Origin of the sequence: Shewanella halotolerans (assembly GCF_019457535.1) — a bacterium.
Lineage (GTDB): Bacteria > Pseudomonadota > Gammaproteobacteria > Enterobacterales > Shewanellaceae > Shewanella > Shewanella halotolerans.
Genome location: NZ_CP080417.1, coordinates 2,953,062 through 2,976,703 on the forward strand (window position 1 = coordinate 2,953,062; position 23,642 = coordinate 2,976,703).

The following is a 23,642-nucleotide window of genomic DNA, read 5'->3' on the forward strand; positions in this document are numbered from 1 at the left end:
AACGGGCAAAAAGTTAATCATTATGTTTGGAAAGAAAAATAACAAAGCAGGTCTCACTTTTATTGCGCAAGGGACTAAATTATCAGGGGAAACTCATTTTGCCGGCGAAGCCCTCATTGGCGGCGAACTGCATGGCAAAATCAGCGCGACCGGTAAGCTGACGATCGAAGTCGATGGCTATATCGAAGGCGAGCTGCAGTGTAAGGAGATTAAGGTCTCTGGTGCGTTTAAGGGCAAGATGAAGTGTGAAAAACTAAACATCACCAGCACAGGTAGCGTCGAGGGTGAGATCGCCTGTAACTCGATGGAGATCTTCGAAGGGGGTCAGTTTATCGGGATGCGCGTACGCGAAGAGGTCGCCCTGCTCGCCAGCGAACCAGACGTCCAAGCGATTAACCCTGAAACCAAATCTGATGCCGAACCTGAGGCAGAGTCTCAGTTAGACAATTACTTTAAAGAACTCACTAAATCTGCCTAATCTAGGTAAGCTTGGCGAGAGCCCTATCAGGCTAATTTAAGTGGACAGCTTTAACAAATAAGGCCACACAATCCTGTGGCCTTATTTATATCCATCCCTCGCCCCCATAACAATGAGTCTATGGTCAGCAGTAACTGTTAATAGGCTAGTACGACCTGCTATTGACTAAGGTTGCTTCTATATTCCCTCAGCAGCGCGAGAAACTCCCTCGGCGCCCTGTCTAAACAATCTTCCGGCAAGTAAACATGGTAACCCAGCTGAGTATTGAGCTGAGCGCAGCGCCGGGCAAACATCGCCTGCACGCCACTGAAATCTGTGCCTTCTAGTGTGATGGGGGTGAATTCAGAGTTGAGATAATGCTCGAGGTCCGCAAGCTCACCGTCCAGATTCAGGGAGGAGATCAGCAGCGGGCGCTGCTCGCTCAAGAGCCCTGTCGCCAGCCTGGGCGGTATATCGTCGATCAGCGGCAACAGGGATTTCAGCCTGACCCCGATATAGGGCAGATCATGGCTATCAAACGTCTGAATGCTGCGAGGGATATCGACCCGTTGAATGTTGTCCCATTCCAGATAGATACTGCCCCTGTGATGGTGATACACCAGCCCCCTGGGCCTTAGCTCTATGCTCACCTCGGGCTGCATCCACTTGGCTATCCCCAGCACGGTAAAGATCATGCCGAAAATGAAACAGACCATGCCCGGCCCCATCAGCGCCCTGGAGGCGATAAACATGCACAGGGCGCTGATTAAGGCGATGCCACCAATCAGGGTAAAGGTGCGCGCATTACGCTTGGTCACCGCGCGAATGACAACTGCTTCTTGTTCCATAATCTCCAAACGCTAATCTGCCAAAGCAAATTTAATCTTAAGCCAAGTCTGCCCCAGATATTCATGGATCGAACGCTGGGAGGCCAACAGGTTGCGGGCATCCAGCTGCCACCAGTAGCCGCCCCGGCCGATAAAGTCTGCCGGCGCCCCCTGAGGGTGCATGCCAGCCTGATGAAAGATCATCATGGCCCGTGGCAGATGGGTGGCCGAGGTCACCAGCCTGAAGGGGCTATCACCTATCTCCCACTTGAGAAATTGTGCCTCCTCCAGGGTATCTTTGGCCAGGGGAAACTGAATGATCCGCTCAGGGTTCACCCCGAGCTCGATGGCAGCATTGGCCATCACCTGCGCCTGAGGCACAGCGTCACTGCCACCCCAACCGCTGACCACCAGTTGGCAATCCTGCCCTAGGCTAAGTTGTCTCACCCCTTCGGTAAGACGGGCCAGTGCGGTGGCAGAGAGCTGCAACGTGGCGCGATCGGCGATAGTGGAATCGTGACCACTGCCCAGCACCATCACCACGCAGGCGTTTTCTATCGGGTCGTTGTTGACTGGGTATTGCCCCTCGAGCGGTGCGGTCAGCTGATGACTACCCCATTGACTGCTCGCCAGCAATAAGATGGTAAAAGAGAGTGTGATCAGCGCCTTAACGAATTTGCGTCGTCGCAGGATCAGGATCGCGATAAACAGACACAATACCGACAATGGGATCGGCATTAAGAGTTGTGAAATTAGTTTTTTTACCCAGAACATGGCTATCCTTGCCCCTACGTTTTGCCCCCAATGAAAAGTGGGGGCAAGTGTAACCTAGGGATGTAAGGAAGTCATTACCAGAGCCAGGCGGCGCCGCGAACCCCAGATGAGCCGCCATACATGTTCTGCACCACAGGAGTACGACACTCACCGCCAAGCACGTACTTAGACAGTGCCTCGGGCAATCTTGGATAGATGGCCTCTATGTTGGATACGCCGCCACCCAGCACGATAATGTCGGGATCCAGCATGTTGATCATATGGGCCAGCGAGCGGGCCAGACGGTCGATATAGCGCTCAAACGCCGCGGTCGCCAGCGCTTCACCCTGCTCCATTCGACGGGCGATCTCGATACCGCTGGGCGCTTCGCCACCGGCCGCCTTATAGTCGCGCACGAAGCCGGTGCCAGAGATAAAGGTTTCGATACAGTCTTTGTTGCCGCAGAAGCACTCGGTAGAGTTGAACTCGTCAGGGGTCATCCAGGGCAGCGGGTTATGGCCCCACTCGCCGCCGATGCCGTTGCCACCGCCGTGGACCTTGCCATTGATAGCGATACCACCGCCGCAGCCCGTGCCTATGATCACTCCAAACACCAGGCCCTTACCGGCCGCAGCGCCATCTACCGCCTCGGACACGGCGAAACAGTTGGCATCGTTGGCCACCCGCACCTCACGATCCAAACGCGCACCTAAGTCCAAGTCTAACGGATGACCATTGATCCAGGTCGAGTTGGCGTTCTTCACCAGACCAGAGAAAGGAGAGATCACCCCGGGAATACCGACACCCACAGTGCCTTTTTGACCCAGAGTGGACTCTGCTTCATTGACGAGTGCCTCGATGGCATCCAGGGTGGCTTTGTATTCACGCGGCGTAGGGATACGTTTCCTAAACAGTTCCTTACCGGCCTCACTCAGGGCCACCAGCTCAATCTTAGTGCCCCCCAGGTCTACACCCATTCTCATCATACTCTGCTCCAATCTTATTTTCTTTTTCTTACTTATCGCGCCAATGCTTTGCGGTGGCGATAAAGTAGGGATTCAAAATATCTTCTTTCTGATTGTAATCCAGCGGCTTGCCGTTATCGGCATTCACCACAAGACCGCCAACACTTTCCAACACTGCCTGCGCCGCCGCCGTGTCCCACTCGCTGGTCAGGCCCAGGCGGGGATAGATATCCGCCTTGCCTTCGGCCAGCAGACAAAATTTCAGCGAGCTGCCGATACTGGTCATCTCATGCTCACCTATGGCCTCGAGATAGGCAGCAAGCCCAGGGCTCACATGAGAGCGACTGCCGACAATCCTGGGCACACTAGGCGCCGCAACCACCAGCTGGTTCAAATCTGTCACCCCGTCTGCGCTGGCCAACCAGGCGCCATAATGCTTGGCGCCGTAATAACATTTATCCAGCACGGGCGCATAGACGACCCCAGCCTGGGCGCGGCCCTTGTCGATAAAGGCGATATTAACGGTGAACTCACCGTTACGCTTAATAAACTCTTTCGTGCCATCCAGTGGGTCGATAAGCCAATACTGCTGCCACTGCTTACGCGTCTCCCAGGGAATGTCGGCGGCTTCTTCAGACATCACGGGAATGTCTGGTGTCAAGTGTGCAAGCGCCTCGACGATCACCTTGTGGCTGGCCAGATCGGCTGCGGTCACCGGACTATCATCGGCCTTGGCCTGAATATCCATCTGGTCGCTGCCATAGACCTGCATAATGGCCTCGCCCGCCTTCTTAGCGATCTCGACCAACTCATCTAACCATTCTTGCTTAAATGTATGACTCACAATATAAATTCTCTTCGTCCTAGATTGCCTTAGTATGCCATCTCCACGGCTAAGAATTTAATAACAATTTGATCATACTTTGCGTAAAAGATACTAAGCTAGGCGCGGGGCAGTGAAAAGCCTTTCGCCGCGCCTTGCATTCGTATTCAGCACCTTGTCAGGCTTGCAGCCAACCGATGAACGACCCACAAGCTGTTAACCTTTCACCTCTATCGCCAGTACAAAATCACCACCGAAATCCCACGCTTAATTCACCTAGAAATCACCCAGGCAACACAAAGCTACAAAGCCAGGTGACTAATCCGGCAATTATCGATATTTCCCTTGTTAATTAGCCAATTAATTATCATATTCGCGCAAAAATTCAGATCGAAAAGATGAGCCGATGAAACGATACCTAGCCGTTCCCCTCCTACTTGTTAGCAGCCAGTCGGCATTTGCCGCCTGGTGGATAGAGCCTACCGATCTTCCCCTGCGGGCAGACATTCAACTGCTCGCCGATACTGGGATAATCAAGCAGCCGGTCACCACCTATCCGCTAATGTGGGCCGGGCTCAAGCAAGATCTCGATGCAGCCGAATTGCCCGAGCTTTCTCAGGCTCAGGCCGCGGCCTACGACAGGGTGATGAGCGCCTATGCCAGAGACCATAGAGATGTGAATACCCGCATCGGCCTGGGCGCGGCAACCGACAGCGCACGCTTCCTGGGCTTTGGTCATGACTATAGAGACAAGGCCGAGGCCAAGGTGGACGTAGAGGTCACCAAGGTGTGGTTTAGCGGCCGCCTCTCGGCGAGCTATCATCAAGACCCGATAGATGGCAACAGCAGCCGGCTGGACAACAGCTTCGCAGCACTGAGCCTGGGCAACTGGATCCTCAGCGCCGGCGCCCAGCAAAAATATTGGGGACCGGGATGGGATACCGGCCTTATCCAAACCACCAATGCCCGCCCCATGCCTAGCGTGACACTGAGCCGCAACAACAGCGCCGCATTCGAATCACCTTGGCTCAACTGGATAGGTCCCTGGACCTTTACCACCGCCTTCAGCCTGATGGAGAGCGATCGCTATGTGCCCGATGCCAGACATTGGGGCGCTCGCGGCACCCTCAGACCTATCTCGAAACTAGAGGTCGGCTTCTCCTGGACCATGCAGTGGGGCGGTGAAGGCTATGGCAACAGCCTGGGTGACTGGTGGGATGGCCTATTTAATGGCGGTCAGTCTGAGGGTGATGTCACCAACGGCCAGGAAAATATGCTCGCCGGTTATGATTTTCGCTGGTCGGACACCGCCTTCGGCGTCCCCTACGGCATCTATTTCGAGCGGATCCACGAAGACTATCACCACGGCAAAAACAAGCTGATCAATGCCGCCAACTTGGGCGGGGTAGACTTTATGCTAGATGCACTGAGCACCCGGGTCTTCATCGAGTATGCCGATACCAAGGTGGCCTGTGGCATCGACCCAAACGCCTATAACTGTCTGTATGAGCATGGCTTTTACCAGAGTGGCTACCGCTACTACGGCAGGAGCCTGGGCAGCACCTATGATAACGATTCCGAGACCTTAGTCCTTGGCGGCATCACTCAGCTGGGCGATGGCCACAGTATCACCAACAAGCTGCGCTGGCTCAGGCTCAACACAGACGGTATCGATACCGGCAATAGCGCAGGCGGTAACCCTGTCTCTCCTGGCGAATATGAGCGGGTCTATCAGTTCGATACCAGCTACCACAGACCTTGGTTTGAGGGCACTCTAAAGCTGGGTGGCACTCTCAGTTATCGTCAGTTTGTTCATAGCGGCGGTCACGACTGGGACACCAGCCTGTATGCCCTGTGGGAAAGAAGCTTCTAGCCTAAGCTTGGCCAAGGTCGACTGTGACGCTCAGGCTAGGCATTTAAGCTTTCGCGCTCCATCTCCTCCCAACTCTGACGCTTGCGATAGATGGTCGAGGCGCTGATATCCAGCAGCGCCGCGGCCTTGGGTACGTTACCGTCACAGCGGGCGATGGCCGCCTCTATGGTCTGCTTCTCGGCGATCCACAGAGGCACTATCTCATCATTGCCCACGGCTAACGCCTTGTCAGCCCCCTCGCTTGCTGCGACAGTTTCCTGGGCGAGAGTTTCATGAGCAACAGCTTCCTGACCAATAGCGCTAGCTGCACCAGACACTCGGCCCTGGCGAGCCTCTGCTGGCTCGGCGGCCCCCGAGACGATCTGCATCGGCAGCATCTCCTTGGTGACACTCGGCCCCTCGTTAAGCACCACCACCTGACGAATGACGTTCTGCAGCTGACGCACATTACCGGGCCAAGGGTAGCTTATCAGCAGCTGGCGCACCTCATCGCTCAGCTCGGTAAACACCTTGCCCTCCTCGGCGGAGTACTCGGCCAGCAACTTGTTGGCCAGTAAGAGGATATCTTTGCCCCTGACCCTCAGTGGCGGCAGCTCTATGGGGATCACATGCAGGCGATAGAAGAGATCTTCACGAAAACGCCCCGCCTTCACCTCCTCCCAGGGATCGCGGTTGGTGGCACTGACGAAGCGCACATCCACCTGCTCCTCCTTGGCGCTGCCGACCCGGTGAAACACGCCAGTCTGAATGAATCGCAACAGCTTGCTCTGCAATTCAAGGTCCATCTCACACAGCTCATCGAGAAACAGGGTGCCGCCATGGGCGCGGCTGGCAGCGCCTTCACGGCTAGCATGGGCGCCAGTAAAGGCCCCCTTGGTGTGGCCGAAGATCTCACTCTCTATCAGATCTTTCGGTATCGAGGCGCAGTTCAGCGCGATGAAGGGGCCGTCGCGGCGCGTGCCCGCATGGTGCACCGCCTGGGCGCACACCTCCTTGCCCGTGCCGCTTTCGCCGACGATAAACACTGAGGCCTTACTGTTGGCCACACAGTCTATGGTCTTGTAGACAGTCTGCATCGCTAGGGATTCGCCGATAAAGCCCATGTAATTAGACTTAGGCAGGCTGTTTTCATACTTGCTGACCAGGCTCACCAGCTGGCGCTGTTTTCTGGCGTTGCGCAGGGTAATGCTGAGCCGCTTGGCATCGAAGGGTTTCACCAAAAAGTCGAAGGCGCCGGCGCGCATGGCATCCACGGCGATATCGATACTGCCATGGGCGGTGATCATGATCACCACAGTATCTGGGTACTGGGCCTGCGCCTGGGTCAAGATATCCATCCCCGACATGTCGGGTAGCTTGATATCCAGCACCAAGATGTCGGGTTGCCACTGCGCCAGCTCCCTCAGGGCGTCCTCGCCATAGTTGACCTGAGTCACCAGGGCGCCCTCGCCGCGCAGATACTCGGTATACAGGGCGCCAAGAGACAGGCTATCCTCCACCAGTAAGGCGGTAAATGTCTCCTTCATTTCCATATGCACTCCTTTGAACTCAGGCATCGGCAACGCGCCGCACCGCCTCATCTTGATTATGGGTTATCTTAGCCGCTATGGCCGCCATCGTCAGCTCGGCCACAGTAAAGAGCTCACTTAGCAAAGTTTCGACCTGCGCCCAATCGCGCCGCTGCGCCGACTGCTCCAGCGCTTTGGCGACCTCGGCCAGCGCGCTGGCGCCGAAGCTACCCGAGCTACTCTTGAGGGTATGGGCCTGGGTCTCCAGCTGCTCGAAACTATCTTCATCTAACTTATCTAACGCATCTAAGGGCAAGTCGCGCAAACAGCTAAGGCGCGACTCTGTCTCTTTGAGATAGACCCCATACATGTTATCCAGCGAGGCCTGACCTAAGGTCTGGGTCAGCTCAGATATCACCTGACTATCCAGCAGCCTGTCCTGGTCCGCCAGTGAAATAATCGCCTGAGTTTCGAGCCGTTGGTCACTGCTCTTTTCATATCTATCTTCACTTCTATCTTCATAACTCCCTTCATAAGTCTCATCATAACTCTCACCACATATCTCATTATCTGGCTCTCTATGGTTATCCAGCTCAGTCGAGTTCTCAAGCGCCTGAAGGCTCGCCTTATCGAGCCAGTAGGCGACCTTTTGGAGCAGCTCGGCCCGGTTCACCGGCTTGGCGATGAAGTCTTGCATGCCGGCGTCGAAGCAGTCCTCGATATCCTCTTTCTGCACATTGGCGGTCATCGCCAATATGATGGTATGTGGATGGCTCGCCAGTATGCACCGGGTGGCCTCCAGCCCATCCATCTCCGGCATGCGCATATCCATGAGCACCAGCCCATAGTCATGCTTGGCGACACACTCCACCGCCTCGATCCCATTGTTGGCAAACTCCACCCGGTAACCCGCCTTGGTCAGCATGGCGCCGCCGATAAGCTGATTCGACTTGCTGTCTTCGGCCATCAAGATGGGCAGTTGGTTCTGACTCGAGGCGGTGGGCAGCTCACTCTGACGGGCCGTATCTTGTGCTGGCGCGGCGCCATCTTGCAGCAGTTGCAGCATCTGCTGGCGCATGAGCGGTTTAGTCACATGGCCGCTTATGCCTAGCTCGGTGAGATTCGGTCTTAATTCACTCAGCTGGCTGTCGATCGACGCCACTAGGCTATCCATCAGAGCCAGCAGGCGGCCCTGCTCGGTCAGGTATCCTTGAGATAGGCGCTGACAGTCAGCTTGGCTCAATCTATGTAGCCAGGACTCATCAAGCAGGATCAGATTAAAGCGCCCCTTGACCAGATGGGGCTGAAACAGCTGCTCAGGCGAATCCACACAGACGCAGCTTACCCCGTATTGGCTGTATTGCTTGCTCAGCACTCTGTGGAAGTGGCTATCTGGATGCAGCAGCAAGACTCTGGCATGGGCGGGCAGATGGCGGGGCATTGCGGCTCCTTGGCTATTCAGTTTCACTCTGACATCGAACTTGAAGCAGCTGCCCTGCTCTGGCAGGCTCTCCAGGGTAAGCTCGCCCCCCATGAGACGCACCAACTGGGCGGATATCGCCAGCCCCAGACCTGTGCCGCCATATTGAGTATTGCGCTGGTCATGTACCTGACTAAACTCCTTAAACAACTTGCGCTGCGCCGACTGGCTGATCCCAATTCCCTGATCGGCCACGCTAAAGCAGAGCGAGGCCTCGCTCTGGGCCGCATCGGGCACCCAGGCCTCCAGGGTGATATGGCCGCGATGGGAAAACTTGATGGCATTATCCACCAGATTTTGCAGTACCTGCCTGAGATGCTGCAGATCCCCCTCCACCTCATCGGGCACATTGCGATTGATAAAACAGGCGAAGGCTATCCCCTTCTCCCGCGCCTTAGGCTGCAAGATATTGATCACCTGCTCCAGCAACTTCTGCACCGAGAAGGTCTCCAGCTCGACGCCTATCTCCCCCGCCTCAATCTTAGAAAAATCCAAGATATCGTTGATGGTAGAGAGTAGCGCGGTGCCTGCCTCCTTAGCGGTCTGGGCATAGAGGCGCTGCTCCTCATCCAGGCTCGAGCCTAAGATAAGATCGACACTGCCCAGCACGGCGTTGAGTGGCGAGCGGATCTCATGGCTCATGGTCGCCAGGAAGCGCGATTTGGCCTGACTGCCCGCCTCGGCCTGCTCCTTGGCACTCTGTAGCTCGCGCTCATAGGCCAGGCGCCTGGAGATATCGTGTAAGAAGGCGGTCAGCAAGATCTCATCGCCCATCTGCACAGGCACTAGCTTGAGCTCTACCGGCAGCGCCTCGCCATCTTGCTTGCGGGCATGCAGGGTAATGTTAGATTTAATGCCAGGACCGGCCCCTGTCTGGCGGAAGGTTTGCAGGCAGCGACTAAAGCGTTCATGCTGGCTGTCGACAAACAAGAGGTCAGCCATTTGAGCACCGATGGCCTGTTTACGTCCATAGCCAAACAGGCTGCTGGCCGCGTCGTTAAAGGCCTGTATCTTGCCCGCGATATCTATGGTGATCAGCGCATCCGGGCTGGCCTCCAGGGTTGCCAGCAAGATAGCCTCGCTGCGGCGGATTCGCGCCTCTTTACGCTTGATCTCGGTGAGATCTTTCACCAAGCCCAGTAACATGGTCTGGTTGTTGATCACCATCTTGGAGATCGCCATGTCCACGGGGAAGCGCTCACCGTTGGCCCTAAGTGCCAGCAGCTCACGCTGCTTATGGCTCAACCGGCTGCGGTTAGAGGCGATAAACTGCATCAACTGTTGGTGGTATTGCTCGCGATAATTTAGCGGCACCAGGTTAGCGATCGGCTGGCCTATCAGCGCCTGCGCCTCATAGCCAAACAGTGAGACGATGGCCGGATTAACCTCGACTATCTCTCCCTCGACGTTGAAGATGATGAAGCCATCGACCGCCGATTCCAAGATGGTCGAGAGTTGGGTATTGGCCTGCTCCAGCGCCTGGCGATTGCTTTCTACCTTGTCTAACATGCGGTTGAAGGCCTTCGCCGTCTGCCCCAGCTCATCGTCACTATTCACCTGCACCTGCACCCCCGTCTCGCCCCCCAGGATCCGCTCCGAGGCCAGTTTTAATGAGTCCAGGTTTCGGGTCAGATAGATCCCAAGAAGCCAGGAAAACAGCGCCACCAAGAGCATCTCCAGCCCGGCGATAGAGAGAAACTGCCGGGTCGCGCTGGAGACCAGCAGCTCATAATCTGTGGTATCCAGGCCAACTTCCACCCGACCGAAAGCGAATCCCGCCACCTCGATAGGCTGACTTATTGGCAACAGATGTGGATAGTCGGCCTCGCTGACCCCGGCGGCGCGCTCGTCAATAAGCAGATTCTGTTGATCATAGACGCGCACATAACGCACATGCTCTTTACTCAGCAGCTCCTGAGTTAGCTCCTCCAGGGTCGACAGATCTGTGCTGATCACCGCATCCTTGGTCGCCGCGGCAAACAGGCTGATGATAGAGCTGGCGCGGCGCTGGATCTCCGCCTCATTCGAGCTCTTGAGATAATCGATACTGGTGTAGACGAGCACCAGCAACAACACGCCCTCGATAAGCGCGATCCCCAGTACCGTCTTGAGGCGAAATGAGATCATGGCGCGCCTCCCTCAGTCGATTTCAGCGGCTGGGACAGCTCACCCAGTTGCAGCGCCCGCACATCGTCCCAGTCGCTGTCACTGGCCTCGACGAGCGGTCGAAAGCCTATGGCGTCCAGCGCCGCCTGCCCCGCCTGGGTGCCCGGCAGGGAGACGAGCGCCGCTAATAGGCGCTGTCTCAGGGCTTCGTCGAGTCGCACATGGGTGGCAATCGCATGGGGCGTATAACCCGGGGTGCGCCACAGCACCCTGAGCTGCTCGCGGGTCTTGGGCGTCATGTTGGCGAAGGTGCGCTGCACCCCGCCGCCGGCATCGGCCAGGCCTCTGGCCACCGCCAGATAGACAGAGTCATGGGAGCCTATGTAGCGGATCTCGTTGCTCAGCCCGAGACGACTCAGATTGGCCCTGGGCAGCACGCTGGCCGCGAAGGCCGCCGGCGCAGGAAAGGCCAGGGTCTTACCATCGAGCTGGGTGATTTCGGTATAGGGCGCATCTTTTCTCACTACTATGATCCCCTGCAGCTGCTTGTCACGCTCGCGCGCCAACGCCTTGTAGTGATCCGCGCGACTAAACACCGCATAGTGATAGGGGTTCATGTAGGCGATGTCATACTCCCCGGCGGCGAGTCTGGCTTCGAAGGTGGGAATATCCGGCGCAGTTGCAAATTGCACTCTGATATTTGCATTTTGCGATAGCAGCGCCACCAGTGGCGACCAGCTTTGGGCCAACTTGGCCGAGGCTTGCTGGGGCACGACGCCGAAGATAAGGGTCGGCTTGACCTCCAAATCCTTTGCTAGCGCAGGGCTCAGCAGGATAAGGGTTAAACATAGGCTTATGAAACGAGGCAGAATGTTCATCTTATTTCCTTTACACCAATCACTGTCGACGAGAGGGATAACCCCTGCTCAGCAATCGCTATGCCAAAGCTTTTTGCCTCTGTCCCTTTGAGCCCTTGACCTCTTCAGTAAGTGACCTCTCCCCAAGTGCGCCGCGCCTCCCTGCTGTCCGATGAAGATCAACACCTTAGGTCTCACTATGAATGCAAGCCTCGCATTTTGCAATTTAGCCAATGGTGTAAACCCCGTCATGATTTAGTTGCCAACCTCAGGCAAAGAGTCGCTATTACATTGAATAGATTGAAAAATAAGTAGATGAATAGATGAAACCAAGGCGCGGTGGCACAGAAGTTGTTAGTCATGCACTAAGCACTATCTCCACTTCACTATGTTTACTGCCCAAGGGCTAGGAGTTGCCACCATGAAACAGCCAAGCCAGCCCGCCGCCCTATCGGTACTGGTCGTCGAAGACAGCAGCTGTGAGCGCCTGATGATAGTGAGTCTGGTGCGCCAGCTCGGCTTTGAGGTGTCCAGCTGTGATAACGCGCAGCAGGCATTGGTAAAGCTGCAACAGACAAGCGTGGATATCATGATCAGTGACTGGCGCATGCCGGGCATGAGCGGCATTACCCTGTGCCAAAGAGTCAAAGGGCTAAGTCAACCGCCGTTTATCATACTGCTCACGGGCAAGAACCGGACCGAGCATATGATCCAGGGGATTGAAGCCGGCGCCGATGACTTTATCGCCAAACCCTTTCAGGCCTCGGTACTCAAGGTGCGCCTGCTGGCGGCCAAGCGTCTGGTGAGTCTGCAGCGCAGCCTGGCGGTGCAGAATCATAAGCTCCACAGATCGATGCAGACCCAGGAGAGATACCTTGGGCAACTCAAGGAAGATCTCACCAGCGCGGCGCAGCTGCAACGGGCGCTCTTGCCGCCGCAGGATCAACACCTCAACCTTTGGCAGATAAGCTCTCACTTTCAACCCGCCACCAGCCTGGCCGGCGATATCTTTCAATGTTTCGCCATAGATGAAAGCCATCTGGGGTTCTATCTCTTGGATGTGGCTGGCCATGGCATCGCCGCCTCCATGCAAGGTTTCACCCTGGCGCAGCAGCTGTCTCGCCAGCGCGCCGACTGGGAGGCCCTGGACAGCGCCAGGCTCGTCACCCGGCTCAACCAGTTATTTGATGATCCCCAGCAGTGCGGGCGTTTCGCCACACTTATCTTAGGCATAGTCAACTGCCAGAGTGGCGAGCTAGACCTGACCAATGCAGGCCATCCCGCGCCGCTACTGCTGGACAATCGAGGCAGCGACACGCTCGACGCCGAGCCTCAGCTCCCTATAGGCATAGACAGAAACTTCCAGTATCGCAGCAGCCGCTATTACCTGAGACCGGATCAGCGACTGCTGCTCTACTCCGACGGTCTCTTTGAGAGTCGTCACCCCAAGTTTGGCGAGTTTGGTCAGGCCAGGCTAAAGCGGCTCTGTCATCGGGCGAGCGGCCTGAGCGCCGAGTCGTTGATCAGGCATCTCACCCATAAGGCCAAGCTGTGGCAGCAATCGAGTCCCCAGGACGATACCTCACTGCTGCTACTCACCTTTCATCGCCGCGCCGCGGCGCCAGCAGCGTTATACACCCAAGGGAGGAAAAGCGCATGAACAGCCTAACATTCACCCTGACCGACAAGGCCTGGCAGCAAGATCTGCTCTGCCTGGAACTGGAACAATTCATGTTGCAAAACAGCGTCCTCAAGCAGGAACGCTTCAAGGTGGTCACCTGCATCCTGGAGGCGCTTGGCAACAGCATCAAACACGCCAGCAGCGAGCTGAGTGACATCACGGTGATCCTGCACTGCGACCACGACAAGATCACCGTAGATCTGCTGGACAGGCGCCCGCCCCATCAGACGAGCGGCGAGCCAAACTGCCCTCAGCCCATGGCAGGCTCAGGCCGCGGCCTGTGGATAATGAACAGCTGGATGGATCAGGTGAGGTTTCAACCTTCGGTGCAGGGCAGTCACCTGCGTCTCAGCCTGCTGCGCCGCTGACTTTAGATCATGGTTTAGGCGCGCGAATAAACGCGCGCCTAAACTAGGTCAACTCCCTCTTTCTTTAAACCCGCTCGGCTTACCCCTAACCTCACCCTTCACCTCCCGCTAGTCTCTAGCCCACTCCTCTGCAGCATTCCTAAGCGATACTTTGCCTTTAGCTCACCCCAATCTCGGCACAATCTCACTCCAATCTCACTCCAATCTCACTCCAATCTCACTCCAATCTCACTCCAATCTCACTCCAATCTCACTCCAATCTCACTCCAATATCGCCCAAACTCGCCAATGCAAAAGCACGCAGGAGCGATGCAAATTGCAATGCACAATTCCAAAGCCTACGCTGACCGTCGGTATAACAAGAGCCAAAATAAGGCTAACATAATGTAATTAAAGACTTTTAAAACTTGGCCTAGCTTGTGCAATGTCTTAGTCGTCCACCACCGAAACGGTGAGTGACCCTATCCACTAAGATGGCATCGCCAAGGAGTCGACTATGAAATTTATCCCCTTAGCCCATCACAACGCCGCCATGGTGGTGTTGCCGAGTCAGGTGATCATGTCCCAAACCGCCACCCTGCGCATGGCCATCATCCGCCAGCTGGAGAGTGGCAGCCACAGGCTGGTCATGGATCTGAGTCAGGTGGAGTATATCGACTCCAGCGGCCTCTCTATCCTGATCTCTGTGCTGAAGAAGGCCAAGCAGCTGGGCGGTGATGTGGTGCTGCTCTCCCCAACCCCTGGGGTACGCGCCCTGATCGAGCTGACCCGGCTGCACCAGATCTTTACCCTGTTCGAAAACCGCGAGGCGGCCTGCGAATATATCTGCTCACCTGCCGCGGCCAAGGCCTCTTAGGGAGACACGCCATGTTGTCATTTCAGTTCGGCGCCTATCGGCCAAAAAAGCAAGCGAGTAAGCAGCAAAGCGGCTTTTCATTAAGAGGCCATGCCTATTCGCTTTTTTTCTTGCTAACGCTCGCCTCGCTCGGCGGCTGCGTCACCCCGGCCCAGCCCAAACAGCAGGCCTTGTGTCAGCGCCAGCTTGATAGCCAGCCCCAGGATTGCCACTACTATGATGACATGGTGCCCTACAGCCGTCGCTATAGTGAGCAGGCAGAGCAAAGCAGCCCAAATCAAGACACCCGCGGCGATCTGGTAGCCGCAGGCGGCGAGCCCCAGTTCTATTCCTTAGACAGCCTAAGCGCTCCCAGGCTGTCGGCCGGAGATCGTCTCAAGATCCAGATCCTCAACGGCGAGGAGTTTAGCGGCGATGTGGAGGTCAATGCCGACGGCTACATCTATCTGCCCTACCTCAACGCCATACGGGCGGAAGGCGTCGCCATCCCTGAGCTGAAACAGGCGCTCAGCGACGAGCTGATAAAGGAGCAACTCATGCTGGCCGGCACGGTGCGGATCAGCATAATGCCACTGCAGTGGGGGGCGATTAATATTCGCGTCTCAGGCGCCGTCTATGAACCTGGGCAACACAAGATCAATCGCCACAGCGAGGTGGATATCGCCGAGCAGCACGCCAACTTTCATGGCGATAACGCCCAAGGTCGCAGCCTGACCAAGGCGCTGCGCTCCTCTGGCGGCGTGCGCCCCGACGCCGACATACGCCAGGTGGTGCTCACCCGTCAGGGCAAACAGTATCGGCTGGATCTTAGCGGCATCCTCAGCGGCAAGGAGGTCGACAACCTCATCTTGATGTCCGGGGACCATATTTATGTGCCTGAGACCCACTATTTCGACGACAGCCTGGCGCGCCCGTCGCAGATCACCATTCCGGGGATCCGGGTGTTTATCTCTAACCTGACCCAACCGGCCAGCAGCAACTCTCAGTCGGCGGTGGATACCGAGGCGACCCGCTTTCCCTATGGCACCCGGCTGCTGAGCGGTGCCATCGCCGCCAACTGCATGGGCGGCGCCCAGAGCACCAATGCCTCACGCCACGTGATACTGATCACCAAGAATCCCATGAGCGAGCAGATAGATGTGGTGGAGCGCTCTCTGAGCAGCCTCATCAGCCACTCCTATCAACCCGAGATCAATCCCGTGTTGCTGCCGGGTGACGGCCTGGCCTGCTACGACTCCCGCGTCACCAATCTTCGCGAGGTCGCCCGCACCCTGACGGATCTCTTGGTACCCGTCAGCCTGTTAGGCCTGCTTTAACCGGTAAAGGATGACCATGATGACCACGCCAGCCGCCCCTTCCAGCCTTGCCAAACTAAAGCACTTCCTGGTGACTGGCAGCAAGATGCCCCTCAACCGACGTCGCTGGGTCTACATCAAGACGGCCCTGGGCGCACTGGCGCTGATCTGGGGTCTGGTAGGGCTGTTTCTGCTGTTGGCGCCGCCGCGTTACGTGAGCAAGTGGACCCTTATTCTCCCCGGCGCCGGCGCCGGGGCTCAGGTGAGCCTGGACAGCATAGGCCACGCCAGCAGCTCATCAAGCTCTCCCTATCTCAGCAGCGCCATAGATCCCAGAGAAAACTACAAGGCGCTGGCCAACAGCGAGGTGCTGCTCGCCGCCGCAGCCATCAGCCTGAGCCTAGCTCCCGGCGAACTGGGCAAACCTAAGCTTAAGCTGCCCAATCAGACCGGGCTGATGGAGTTTAGCCTGGTCAGTCGCGACGCCAATAGCGCCCAGCAGAAGGCCTGGGCCCACTACCATGCCCTGCAGCGCCTGCTCGAGACCCTGAGGGAAGATGAGATCAGCCAGCGGGAAAACGGCATCAAGCTGGGGATCGAGGGCTTTGCCCAGAAGGTGAGCCTGAGCCAGCAGAAGATCCTCGCCTTTCAGTCAGAGATAGGTTTGGTGTCGCTGGATCAATTCAAGGAGCTGGCGCTGACCATAGAGCGGCTGCGTCACAAGCGGGTGACTATGGTCGCCAAACAGCAGGGAATGCTCGCCAGCCGCGGCCAGCTGCAGGCCCATCTGGCGCTCTCGCCGGAGCAGGCGGCGGACTTACTCAAGCTTAAGAATGACCAGCTGTTTCAGCAGTTACTTGTGCTCTACACGGACGCCACCACTATGCTGGCCAAATTCGGCGGTCAATACGGCAACAAGCACCCTCAGGTGGTCACCCAGCGCCACCAGCAACAGACACTGTTTGCCTCGCTGCAGCGTCGCTGCCAGCACCTGCTTGGCTACCGCGACGATGAGCTGATGCTAAAGCTGTCCGCCGACGATCTCGACAGCCGGGCGCAGCTGATGCAGCAGCTACTCAACCTCTCCACCGAGGTGCAGGGGCTGACTCAAGAGATCGCCACCTTAGATGAACAGATCGCCAACTGGAACGATCGCCTGGCCCACAGCAACGACGATGCGGCTAAGCTCGAGGATCTCCACCGGGAACATCAGCTCGCCACGGCGGTGTTTACCTCGGCCTTGGCCAAGATGGATGTGGGTAAGGCCGACATCTACTCGGCCTATCCCTTGGTGCAGCTGCTGGCGGCCCCCAGCCTACCCCTCAAACAAGATCCCATGCACAAACTCCTGGCGCTGATCGGCGGCGCCCTCAGCTCTCTCATGACAATCGGAGGCCTGGCGGTATTATGGATACGCAAACCTATCATGCAGCGAATAGTGACGAAAAGTTAGTCTACAAGGCGATCACCTGGACCTATGGCTTCTGGCTGCTGGGCGCCATGTATCTGGTCGCTCCCGTGATCGGCTGGGTCTTGCTGCTGCGCATGCTCAAACGTTACACCTTCGATGGCGCCCACTATCGCATCTCCATGGCGCAGAAGGCTTGGCTGCTGGGGATGTTCGTCATGTTGCTGGTGCTGATCATCGGCCATCTGGAGCAGGCCCTGGGGATCCCTAAGCTGATAAAATCTTCCATCGGCTGGGCCAAGGGCTGGGCGCTGATCGCCATCTTCCCCCTGTTGGGAGCACTCGATATTCGCCCCAGTATTATCTATCGCGCCCTCTGTGTGGTAGGCAAACACACCCTAATGCTGCTACCGCTGTTTGTGATCGCCTGGCTGATAAAACTCCCCAGCACCCTATACGTGTCGCCCCTGAGCATAGTGGGCGGCCCAGGGCCCGAGTTCTTCAGCGTCAGCCTCTACGAGATAGACCCGGGTAGCGGCACCCCGCGCTGGCGCCTGTTCACCCCTTGGGCGCCTGCGCTCGGGCTGATGGGCAACCTAGTCAGCCTAGGGGCCTTACAGGAGTTAACCCCTAAGTTTCGCCGTTATGGCCTGGGCGGCGGCCTGATGATGATCCTCATCTCCCAGTCGCGCCTCGCCATCATCTGTTATCTGTTTATCCTGGGCTTCTTTGCCCTCATCCGCTGGCATCGCTCCCCCTGGCTCTACCTGCTCGCCAGCCCAGTCACTTTGCTAGGCGGCATGGTGGGCACACAGGTTATCGAATCCATCGACAATACGATTCATGCGGTAAAGGCCGCCAGGGCGGGCTCCACCCGGGTGCGTCAGGAGCTTGCTAACATCGCCCTGGAGCGCTGGGCCAATGAGGCTGTGCTCTGGGGCCATGGCATCGTCGAGCGCGGCCCTCATCTGGTGGAATATATGCCCATCGGCTCCCACCACACCTGGTATGGTCTGCTGTTTGTCAAAGGTATAGTCGGCGCTATCGCCCTGGCCCTGCCCCTGGGTATCGGCATCTTAAGCCTGCTCAGACCCGCCCTTAACTGTCCCCTGTGCGCCACCGCCCTGGCGTTTCTTAGCATGTTGCTCCTCTATACCTTCGGCGAGAACCTGGAGATCTTGGCCTACCTCTTCTGGCCCGGCCTCATCTTGGTAGGGCTGGCCCACAAACAGGCCGCCAAGGACGATCAAATCGGCTCCCAGACAGAGACGGCCACGCCTGCGACGGCTAGCCAGCCGATCTAGGCACTTAATTGAAAAATTGAAAATGAAGACACAAGGCAAAATGCGAACACTACGTCAGCTGCTTTGCAAAATGCCTCCCAGGGAGTATTGCCGCGATAGCGCCTCTTAGATGAAAAGATAAATACCAGATTAAAAACAATTAGTTAGTTATTTAACGATGTGATTTAAAAATGTGGCACAGATAGTGAAATGACCAGGAGAGATGTAAAGCTCGTAGCAAGGCAGGTCAACTCGACAACAGCCGCGGCGGAAATGGCGCAGGACGCACAAGGGGAAATCAGATGAACAACATAACCCATCTCTTTATCAGACTCTCAGAGCAGCACCTCGCCAACGCCCTCTTCTGGCTGGGCTCGGCGCAAGTCTTTGGCCGTATCGTCAGACTGGGCGCGAGCATCATCATCGCCAGGCTGCTGACCCCAGAGGTGTTTGGAGAGGTCGCCATCATACTCACCTGCTTCGAGCTGCTGGTCACCCCAACCCGGCGCATCAGCTCGGCGGCGTTGATCAAGATGGATAGCTCAGACTATATTGCCAGCCTGGGCAGCGCCAACCGTCTCAATTGGATCGCCTGCCTGAGCGCCTTAACCATCATGTGCCTGCTGAGCCTTCCCCTGAGCCTCTACTATCACAAACCCAACCTCATAGCCCCCATGTTATTGATGGCCAGTAGCTATCTGTTGCTGCCCTTTGGCATGCTGTACGCGGCGCAGAACCTCAAACATAACCGCATGCGAATCGTCGGCCGCGCCGTGCTGTGGCAGACGCTGTTCGATGGCGCGCTCACTGCCTTTTTAGCCCTCTTCGGCCTAGGCATCTGGGCCATCATAGTACCTAAGGTGTTGGCCGTCCTCGTCTGGATCTGGGTGCACAGGCAAGACAACCCACTGCCATATCACAGAGGTATTAAACCCAGCTCGCTACCAGCAGGCATGACAACACCGCAGATGGCGCGCTTCGGCGTGCAGATAGGCCTTAGCGATCTGCTGCTCTTTTTGCGCCAGAACATAGACTATCTATTGATCGGCTACCTGCTGGGCGTCGAGGCGCTGGGCATCTATTTCTTTGCCTTCAACGCCAGCCTGGGGATCAGCATGGGGCTTATCCAGAGCTACGGCACGGCGCTCTACTCACACCTGTGCGCCGGCGAGGATAAGGCCACTCACTACCTTAAATCCCTGAAATTAATCGCCGGGATCAGCTTGCCGATCATCACGTTACAGGCGCTGCTGGCCCCCTGGTATCTGCCCTTGGTGTATGGCCAGCAATGGATAGATGCCGGCGCCCTGCCCATCTTCCTGCTGCTCTGCCTAAGCGGTCTCACCCGTCCCCTCGGTGAGGCCGCCAGCCAGCTGTTGATCGCCCTGGGCAAGAGCCGATTCAACCTCATCAGCAACGGCGCCTTTACCGCGCTGCTGATGCTGGGCATCTTGCTCGCCAGTCCATGGGGATTGGTCGGTATCGCCACGGCGGTACTCGCCCTGCACCTCATTGTACTGCCCCTGTTTTCCCTCTATCTATACCTCAGCTTGCCCGCCTTCGCGCCGTCGAGCCCTAGCCTTCAAGGAGAGTCATTATGAGTCCTACCGTTTCCGTTGTGATGCCCGTCTACAATGTGCAGGCCTTCGTGGGTGAGGCGATCGAATCTGTGCTCGCCCAGCGTTATACCGACTTCGAGCTGATCTTGGTCAACGACTGCGCCACAGATAACAGCCTCAAGATCTGTCAGCAGGTGCAAGACAGGCGGGTGCGCATAGTGCAGCACAAGGTCAACAAGGGGCTGGCCGCCGCCCGCAACACGGGCGTGCGTCACGCCATCGGCAAGTATGTGGCCTTTCTCGATTCCGACGACAAGTGGCACCCCGACAAGCTGGCACGCCATGTGGAGCATCTGGACAGACACCCCTTGGTAGGGATTAGTTTCTCCCGCTCCGCCTTCATGGAACATGACGGCACCCCGACAAACTTCTATCAGATGCCCCAGTTGAACGGCATAGACGTGGCCCACCTCCTGTGCCGTAACCCGGTCGGCAACGGCTCGGCGCCAGTGATCCGCCGCGAGACCCTGAATGCCATCCGCTTTCAAATCCGCGACGGCGAAGGTCTGCAGAGCTGCTATTTCGACGAGAGTTTTCGCCAGTCGGAAGATATCGAGTGCTGGCTGCGAATTGTTGCCACCACCAGCTGGTTGATGGCAGGGATCCCCGAGCCGCTCACCTACTATCGTCTTAACCCTGCCGGGCTGTCGGCGGACGTCAACAAGCAGCTGGCCTCCTGGGAGAAGATGATCACCAAGGCGCGCCTGTTTGCCCCTAAGGTGCTGAAACAGCACGAGCGTCACGCTCGCGGCTATCAGCTGCGCTACCTGGCGCGCCAATCGATCCGCAGCGGTAACGGCAAGATGGCGGTGCACATGGTTAACCGCGCGCTGATCCACGCGCCGCAGATCTTGCTAAAGGAGACGGGACGCACCCTCACCACCCTAGGCGCCGCCTACCTGTTATGGCTGCTGCCTAAGCCCCTGTACCAGGCCTGCGAGCAGCTGGGGCAGGAGATCATTGGCAGGCGTCAGCGCCAGCGGATCGCCAAAGATGGGGTCAAGGGGTCGCTTATCTCTCAGTAACTGTTTTCACAGTAACAGTTTCACAGTAAGCGTTTTTCATCACTGCGTCGCCCACTGCCAGCATGAGTGGGCGGCTCCTTTTCAACTGAGCAAAGCAATACAGCTTAGACACAGTGACAAGTCTGCTAATACCTGACTAATGCCTAGTTAAAGCCTAGCTATACCTCGCCAATGCCTTGCAATTGCTAAACGGAAAGAATTGCAATACGCGATGCAGGGCGCAATCCGCCCCACTTCAAGATGCGAAAAGACAGCAAGCAAAAACACTAACCACATGTTTTACAACAGATATTAAAATTGGCATCCCTTGTGCTATCTAGCCTATAGGCAGGATTCATTTTTTAAAGCGAATTAACAAGCGCCAGGCCAGTCAAGCAAGAGGAGCTTCACCATGGGAAATGAGATGCGCACCGCCCAGTCGGTCACCACCAGCAGCATTGCCAATGTGGACACGAATGCAACCAAAGCCGCTAAATCCACTGAGGCCAGCTCGACCAGAGTACCTGCATCTATACCAACCATGGTGCGCGCCATAGACCTGATGCTGCTGATGCTAATTCTGCCCATCTGGGCGCCGCTCCTGTTGGCGTCAATGACCTATTGCAGACTCTTTCGTGGCCAGGCGCTGGAGACCATCTACTTCTTCGATGGCCAGAGCCGGGTTCGCCCACTCTATCGACTCTATCAAGGGACTCACCTCGCCGCCCTGCCGAGCATTTGGAACCTCGTCAGGGGCGATGTCAGTCTAATAGGCGATCGCCTGCAGCTGGCATTGACTCAAGCACCAGACGCGCCATCTCGTCCAGGCCTCATCAATTTTGAGCAGCTGTACCTGAGAATGGGGCTGAGTTTCGAATCACCAGAAGCGGCGATAGACGGCGCCTTTTTAAGTCCTCAGGGCTATCTGCTGGCGCTAGTGCGCGCGCTGACCATGACACTGCTGGCGCCAAGCCTGCTTGGCAGTCGCCACAGCCTCTCACTGTTTGGGCTTAAGATTGCCAATCTCAGCATGAATCAACTACTTGAGCGTATGCTTGCAGCCTGTGAGCGACAAGGCGCTATGGAGCGCTACTGCTTCGTCAACGCAGATTGCATGAACATTAGCCGCGATAATAAGGCCTATCATCACAACCTGACCCAAGCCGATCTAATCCTGGCCGATGGCCTGGGGCTTAGGCTCGCCAGTCGCCTCAAGGGCACGCCGCTTGGGGATAACCTCAACGGCACCGACATGTTCCCGCTGTTGTGTGAGCGCCTGGCCAAGTCCGGCTACGCCATCTACCTACTGGGTGGCCGCCCCGGCATCGCCCAGCTGACCGCCGACAAGATGCAGGCCAGATATCCGGCGCTCAATATCGCCGGCACCCATCATGGCTATTTAGATTCAGAGCAGGAGACGGCTAAGGTGATCGCGCAGATCAACGCCTCCAAGACCAACATACTCCTGGTGGCCATGGGCGCGCCCCAGCAAGAATTCTGGCTGGCCAAATACCAGCCCCAGCTCAATGTCGCTGTGGGCATAGGCGTCGGCGGCCTGTTCGACTTCTACTCGGAGCGCATCATACGCGCCCCGATCTGGGTTCGTCAGATAGGCATGGAGTGGATAGCCCGCCTGCTGGCTGAGCCCGCGCGCATGTGGCGCCGCTACCTGCTGGGAAACCCCAGGTTTCTCTATCACGTACTCATTGAGACCATCTCAATCAAGCTACGCCGGGCCCCGCACTCTTCTCTAACTCAAGCTAGAGCTCAGGCTGGCCAGGCGGCCTTGGCTCGCCAAATAAGCACGCCGAAACTTGATGGTCGCACTCAAGGTGCGCAGCTAAAACGCAGCGCACACGCCCTGAGGCTCAGCCTTAACCGCGTCAGCAAGCGCCTGCTAGATATCCTGGGGGCAGGCATACTACTTGTTCTGCTCACGCCACTGCTGCTGCTCACCGCGCTGCTGATCCGCCTCGAATCACCTGGGGCCATTCTCTACAGCCAGCAGCGCGCGGGCCTCAACAACAAGCCCTTTACCATGTGGAAGTTTCGCTCCATGTACCAGGATGCCGAGGCACGCCTGGCGGCGCTCAAGGCCAGCAATGAGATGGATGGCGGCGTGCTGTTTAAGATGAAGCGCGATCCCCGCATCACACGTATCGGCAAGCTGATCCGCAAGGCCTCTATCGATGAGTTGCCGCAGCTGTGGAACGTGTTCAAGGGGGAGATGTCACTGGTCGGCCCGCGCCCGGCGCTGCCCAGCGAGGTGAGTCAGTACAGTCTTAGCGATCGCCGTCGTCTGTCGGTGAAACCCGGCATCACCTGCATCTGGCAGGTCAGCGGCCGCTCGGATATTCCGTTTGACAAGCAGGTGCTGCTGGATGTGGATTACATCTATCAGCAATCCCTGTGGGCCGATATCCGCTTACTGCTTAAAACCATACCCGCCGTGCTGTTCGCCAGGGGCGCCTATTAATCT

At 57.0% G+C, this 23,642-nt stretch carries 18 protein-coding genes; 11 read left to right on the forward strand and 7 right to left on the reverse strand.

The genetic code is table 11. The features are described from left to right. Window positions 1–22 precede the first annotated feature (22 nt). Window positions 23–478, forward strand: a complete 456-nt coding sequence (locus tag K0H81_RS12815; protein WP_011865230.1) for a bactofilin family protein — start codon at window positions 23–25, stop codon at window positions 476–478. Window positions 479–636: 158 nt separating this feature from the next. Here K0H81_RS12815 and K0H81_RS12820 read toward each other — a convergent pair whose 3' ends face one another. The 4 genes from K0H81_RS12820 to cysQ form a co-directional block, all read right to left on the reverse strand. After that, entirely contained in the window at window positions 637–1,305 is a 669-nt protein-coding gene (locus K0H81_RS12820; RefSeq protein WP_220044800.1) for a DUF2982 domain-containing protein, read from the reverse strand. A gap of 12 nt (window positions 1,306–1,317) precedes the next feature. After that, a complete protein-coding gene (locus K0H81_RS12825) occupies window positions 1,318–2,058 on the reverse strand; it encodes an ElyC/SanA/YdcF family protein (protein ID WP_220058564.1) in 741 nt (246 codons plus the stop codon). Between the two features lie 74 nt (window positions 2,059–2,132). Continuing rightward, window positions 2,133–3,023: a fructokinase gene (mak, locus tag K0H81_RS12830; RefSeq protein ID WP_220058565.1), complete on the reverse strand. Its 891-nt coding sequence runs from the start codon at window positions 3,021–3,023 to the stop codon at window positions 2,133–2,135. A gap of 28 nt (window positions 3,024–3,051) precedes the next feature. Beyond that, window positions 3,052–3,846, reverse strand: coding sequence for a 3'(2'),5'-bisphosphate nucleotidase CysQ (gene cysQ / locus K0H81_RS12835; RefSeq protein ID WP_220058566.1), 795 nt, complete (start codon window positions 3,844–3,846; stop codon window positions 3,052–3,054). Between the two features lie 385 nt (window positions 3,847–4,231). Here cysQ and K0H81_RS12840 point away from each other — a divergent pair, with 385 nt between their 5' ends. Further along, window positions 4,232–5,698: a capsule assembly Wzi family protein gene (locus tag K0H81_RS12840; protein ID WP_220058567.1), complete on the forward strand. Its 1,467-nt coding sequence runs from the start codon at window positions 4,232–4,234 to the stop codon at window positions 5,696–5,698. Window positions 5,699–5,733: 35 nt separating this feature from the next. Here K0H81_RS12840 and K0H81_RS12845 read toward each other — a convergent pair whose 3' ends face one another. From K0H81_RS12845 to K0H81_RS12855, 3 genes are read right to left on the reverse strand one after another with little or no spacing between them, the layout of a single operon-like run. Then, the gene (locus tag K0H81_RS12845; RefSeq protein ID WP_220058568.1) at window positions 5,734–7,230 is read right to left on the reverse strand and encodes a sigma-54-dependent transcriptional regulator; all 1,497 of its coding nucleotides are present in this window, start codon (window positions 7,228–7,230) and stop codon (window positions 5,734–5,736) included. Window positions 7,231–7,246: 16 nt separating this feature from the next. Next, window positions 7,247–10,813, reverse strand: a complete 3,567-nt coding sequence (locus tag K0H81_RS12850; RefSeq protein WP_258406287.1) for a PAS domain S-box protein — start codon at window positions 10,811–10,813, stop codon at window positions 7,247–7,249. Next, window positions 10,810–11,670 (reverse strand): phosphate/phosphite/phosphonate ABC transporter substrate-binding protein, encoded by an 861-nt coding sequence (locus K0H81_RS12855; protein WP_220058569.1) that lies wholly within the window; start codon window positions 11,668–11,670, stop codon window positions 10,810–10,812. The genes K0H81_RS12850 and K0H81_RS12855 overlap by 4 nt, the downstream gene beginning before the upstream one ends. A gap of 400 nt (window positions 11,671–12,070) precedes the next feature. On the opposite strand from K0H81_RS12855, the gene K0H81_RS12860 reads away from it, so the two are divergent. The 9 genes from K0H81_RS12860 (at window position 12,071) to K0H81_RS12900 (ending at window position 23,639) form a co-directional block, all read left to right on the forward strand. After that, window positions 12,071–13,309 (forward strand): PP2C family protein-serine/threonine phosphatase, encoded by a 1,239-nt coding sequence (locus K0H81_RS12860; protein WP_144204053.1) that lies wholly within the window; start codon window positions 12,071–12,073, stop codon window positions 13,307–13,309. Further along, on the forward strand, window positions 13,306–13,698 hold the full coding sequence (locus tag K0H81_RS12865; protein ID WP_220058570.1) for an ATP-binding protein: 393 nt from the start codon (window positions 13,306–13,308) through the stop codon (window positions 13,696–13,698). The genes K0H81_RS12860 and K0H81_RS12865 overlap by 4 nt, the downstream gene beginning before the upstream one ends. A 496-nt stretch (window positions 13,699–14,194) precedes the next feature. Continuing rightward, window positions 14,195–14,554 carry an STAS domain-containing protein gene (locus K0H81_RS12870; protein WP_144204051.1) on the forward strand — a complete coding sequence of 120 codons (360 nt, stop codon included), beginning with the start codon at window positions 14,195–14,197 and terminating at the stop codon, window positions 14,552–14,554. A gap of 11 nt (window positions 14,555–14,565) precedes the next feature. Next, on the forward strand, window positions 14,566–15,870 hold the full coding sequence (locus K0H81_RS12875) for a polysaccharide biosynthesis/export family protein (RefSeq protein ID WP_220058571.1): 1,305 nt from the start codon (window positions 14,566–14,568) through the stop codon (window positions 15,868–15,870). A 16-nt stretch (window positions 15,871–15,886) separates the two neighbouring features. Then, the gene (locus tag K0H81_RS12880) at window positions 15,887–17,302 is read left to right on the forward strand and encodes a GumC domain-containing protein (protein ID WP_258406288.1); all 1,416 of its coding nucleotides are present in this window, start codon (window positions 15,887–15,889) and stop codon (window positions 17,300–17,302) included. Beyond that, entirely contained in the window at window positions 17,257–18,561 is a 1,305-nt protein-coding gene (locus K0H81_RS12885) for an O-antigen ligase family protein (protein WP_220058572.1), read from the forward strand. The genes K0H81_RS12880 and K0H81_RS12885 overlap by 46 nt, the downstream gene beginning before the upstream one ends. 281 nt (window positions 18,562–18,842) lie before the next feature. Further along, the gene (locus tag K0H81_RS12890) at window positions 18,843–20,141 is read left to right on the forward strand and encodes an oligosaccharide flippase family protein (protein ID WP_220058573.1); all 1,299 of its coding nucleotides are present in this window, start codon (window positions 18,843–18,845) and stop codon (window positions 20,139–20,141) included. Then, window positions 20,138–21,184 carry a glycosyltransferase family 2 protein gene (locus K0H81_RS12895; protein ID WP_220058574.1) on the forward strand — a complete coding sequence of 349 codons (1,047 nt, stop codon included), beginning with the start codon at window positions 20,138–20,140 and terminating at the stop codon, window positions 21,182–21,184. Before K0H81_RS12890 ends, K0H81_RS12895 begins: the two co-directional genes overlap by 4 nt. Before the next feature lie 391 nt (window positions 21,185–21,575). Next, on the forward strand, window positions 21,576–23,639 hold the full coding sequence (locus tag K0H81_RS12900; protein WP_258406289.1) for a WecB/TagA/CpsF family glycosyltransferase: 2,064 nt from the start codon (window positions 21,576–21,578) through the stop codon (window positions 23,637–23,639). Window positions 23,640–23,642: the final 3 nt, after the last annotated feature.

Excerpts from the sequence above, each read along its gene's own strand:
- K0H81_RS12880 (WP_258406288.1), top strand. The coding sequence starts at position 15,887 with ATGATGACCACGCCAGCCGCCCCTTCCAGCCTTGCCAAACTAAAGCAC.
- K0H81_RS12845 (WP_220058568.1), bottom strand. The coding sequence starts at position 7,230 with ATGGAAATGAAGGAGACATTTACCGCCTTACTGGTGGAGGATAGCCTG.
- mak (WP_220058565.1), bottom strand. The coding sequence starts at position 3,023 with ATGATGAGAATGGGTGTAGACCTGGGGGGCACTAAGATTGAGCTGGTG.
- K0H81_RS12865 (WP_220058570.1), top strand. The coding sequence starts at position 13,306 with ATGAACAGCCTAACATTCACCCTGACCGACAAGGCCTGGCAGCAAGAT.
- K0H81_RS12885 (WP_220058572.1), top strand. The coding sequence starts at position 17,257 with ATGGATACGCAAACCTATCATGCAGCGAATAGTGACGAAAAGTTAGTC.
- K0H81_RS12815 (WP_011865230.1), top strand. The coding sequence starts at position 23 with ATGTTTGGAAAGAAAAATAACAAAGCAGGTCTCACTTTTATTGCGCAA.
- K0H81_RS12860 (WP_144204053.1), top strand. The coding sequence starts at position 12,071 with ATGAAACAGCCAAGCCAGCCCGCCGCCCTATCGGTACTGGTCGTCGAA.
- K0H81_RS12895 (WP_220058574.1), top strand. The coding sequence starts at position 20,138 with ATGAGTCCTACCGTTTCCGTTGTGATGCCCGTCTACAATGTGCAGGCC.
- K0H81_RS12900 (WP_258406289.1), top strand. The coding sequence starts at position 21,576 with ATGGGAAATGAGATGCGCACCGCCCAGTCGGTCACCACCAGCAGCATT.
- K0H81_RS12875 (WP_220058571.1), top strand. The coding sequence starts at position 14,566 with ATGTTGTCATTTCAGTTCGGCGCCTATCGGCCAAAAAAGCAAGCGAGT.
- K0H81_RS12890 (WP_220058573.1), top strand. The coding sequence starts at position 18,843 with ATGAACAACATAACCCATCTCTTTATCAGACTCTCAGAGCAGCACCTC.
- K0H81_RS12840 (WP_220058567.1), top strand. The coding sequence starts at position 4,232 with ATGAAACGATACCTAGCCGTTCCCCTCCTACTTGTTAGCAGCCAGTCG.
- K0H81_RS12820 (WP_220044800.1), bottom strand. The coding sequence starts at position 1,305 with ATGGAACAAGAAGCAGTTGTCATTCGCGCGGTGACCAAGCGTAATGCG.
- K0H81_RS12825 (WP_220058564.1), bottom strand. The coding sequence starts at position 2,058 with ATGTTCTGGGTAAAAAAACTAATTTCACAACTCTTAATGCCGATCCCA.
- K0H81_RS12855 (WP_220058569.1), bottom strand. The coding sequence starts at position 11,670 with ATGAACATTCTGCCTCGTTTCATAAGCCTATGTTTAACCCTTATCCTG.
- K0H81_RS12850 (WP_258406287.1), bottom strand. The coding sequence starts at position 10,813 with ATGATCTCATTTCGCCTCAAGACGGTACTGGGGATCGCGCTTATCGAG.
- K0H81_RS12870 (WP_144204051.1), top strand. The coding sequence starts at position 14,195 with ATGAAATTTATCCCCTTAGCCCATCACAACGCCGCCATGGTGGTGTTG.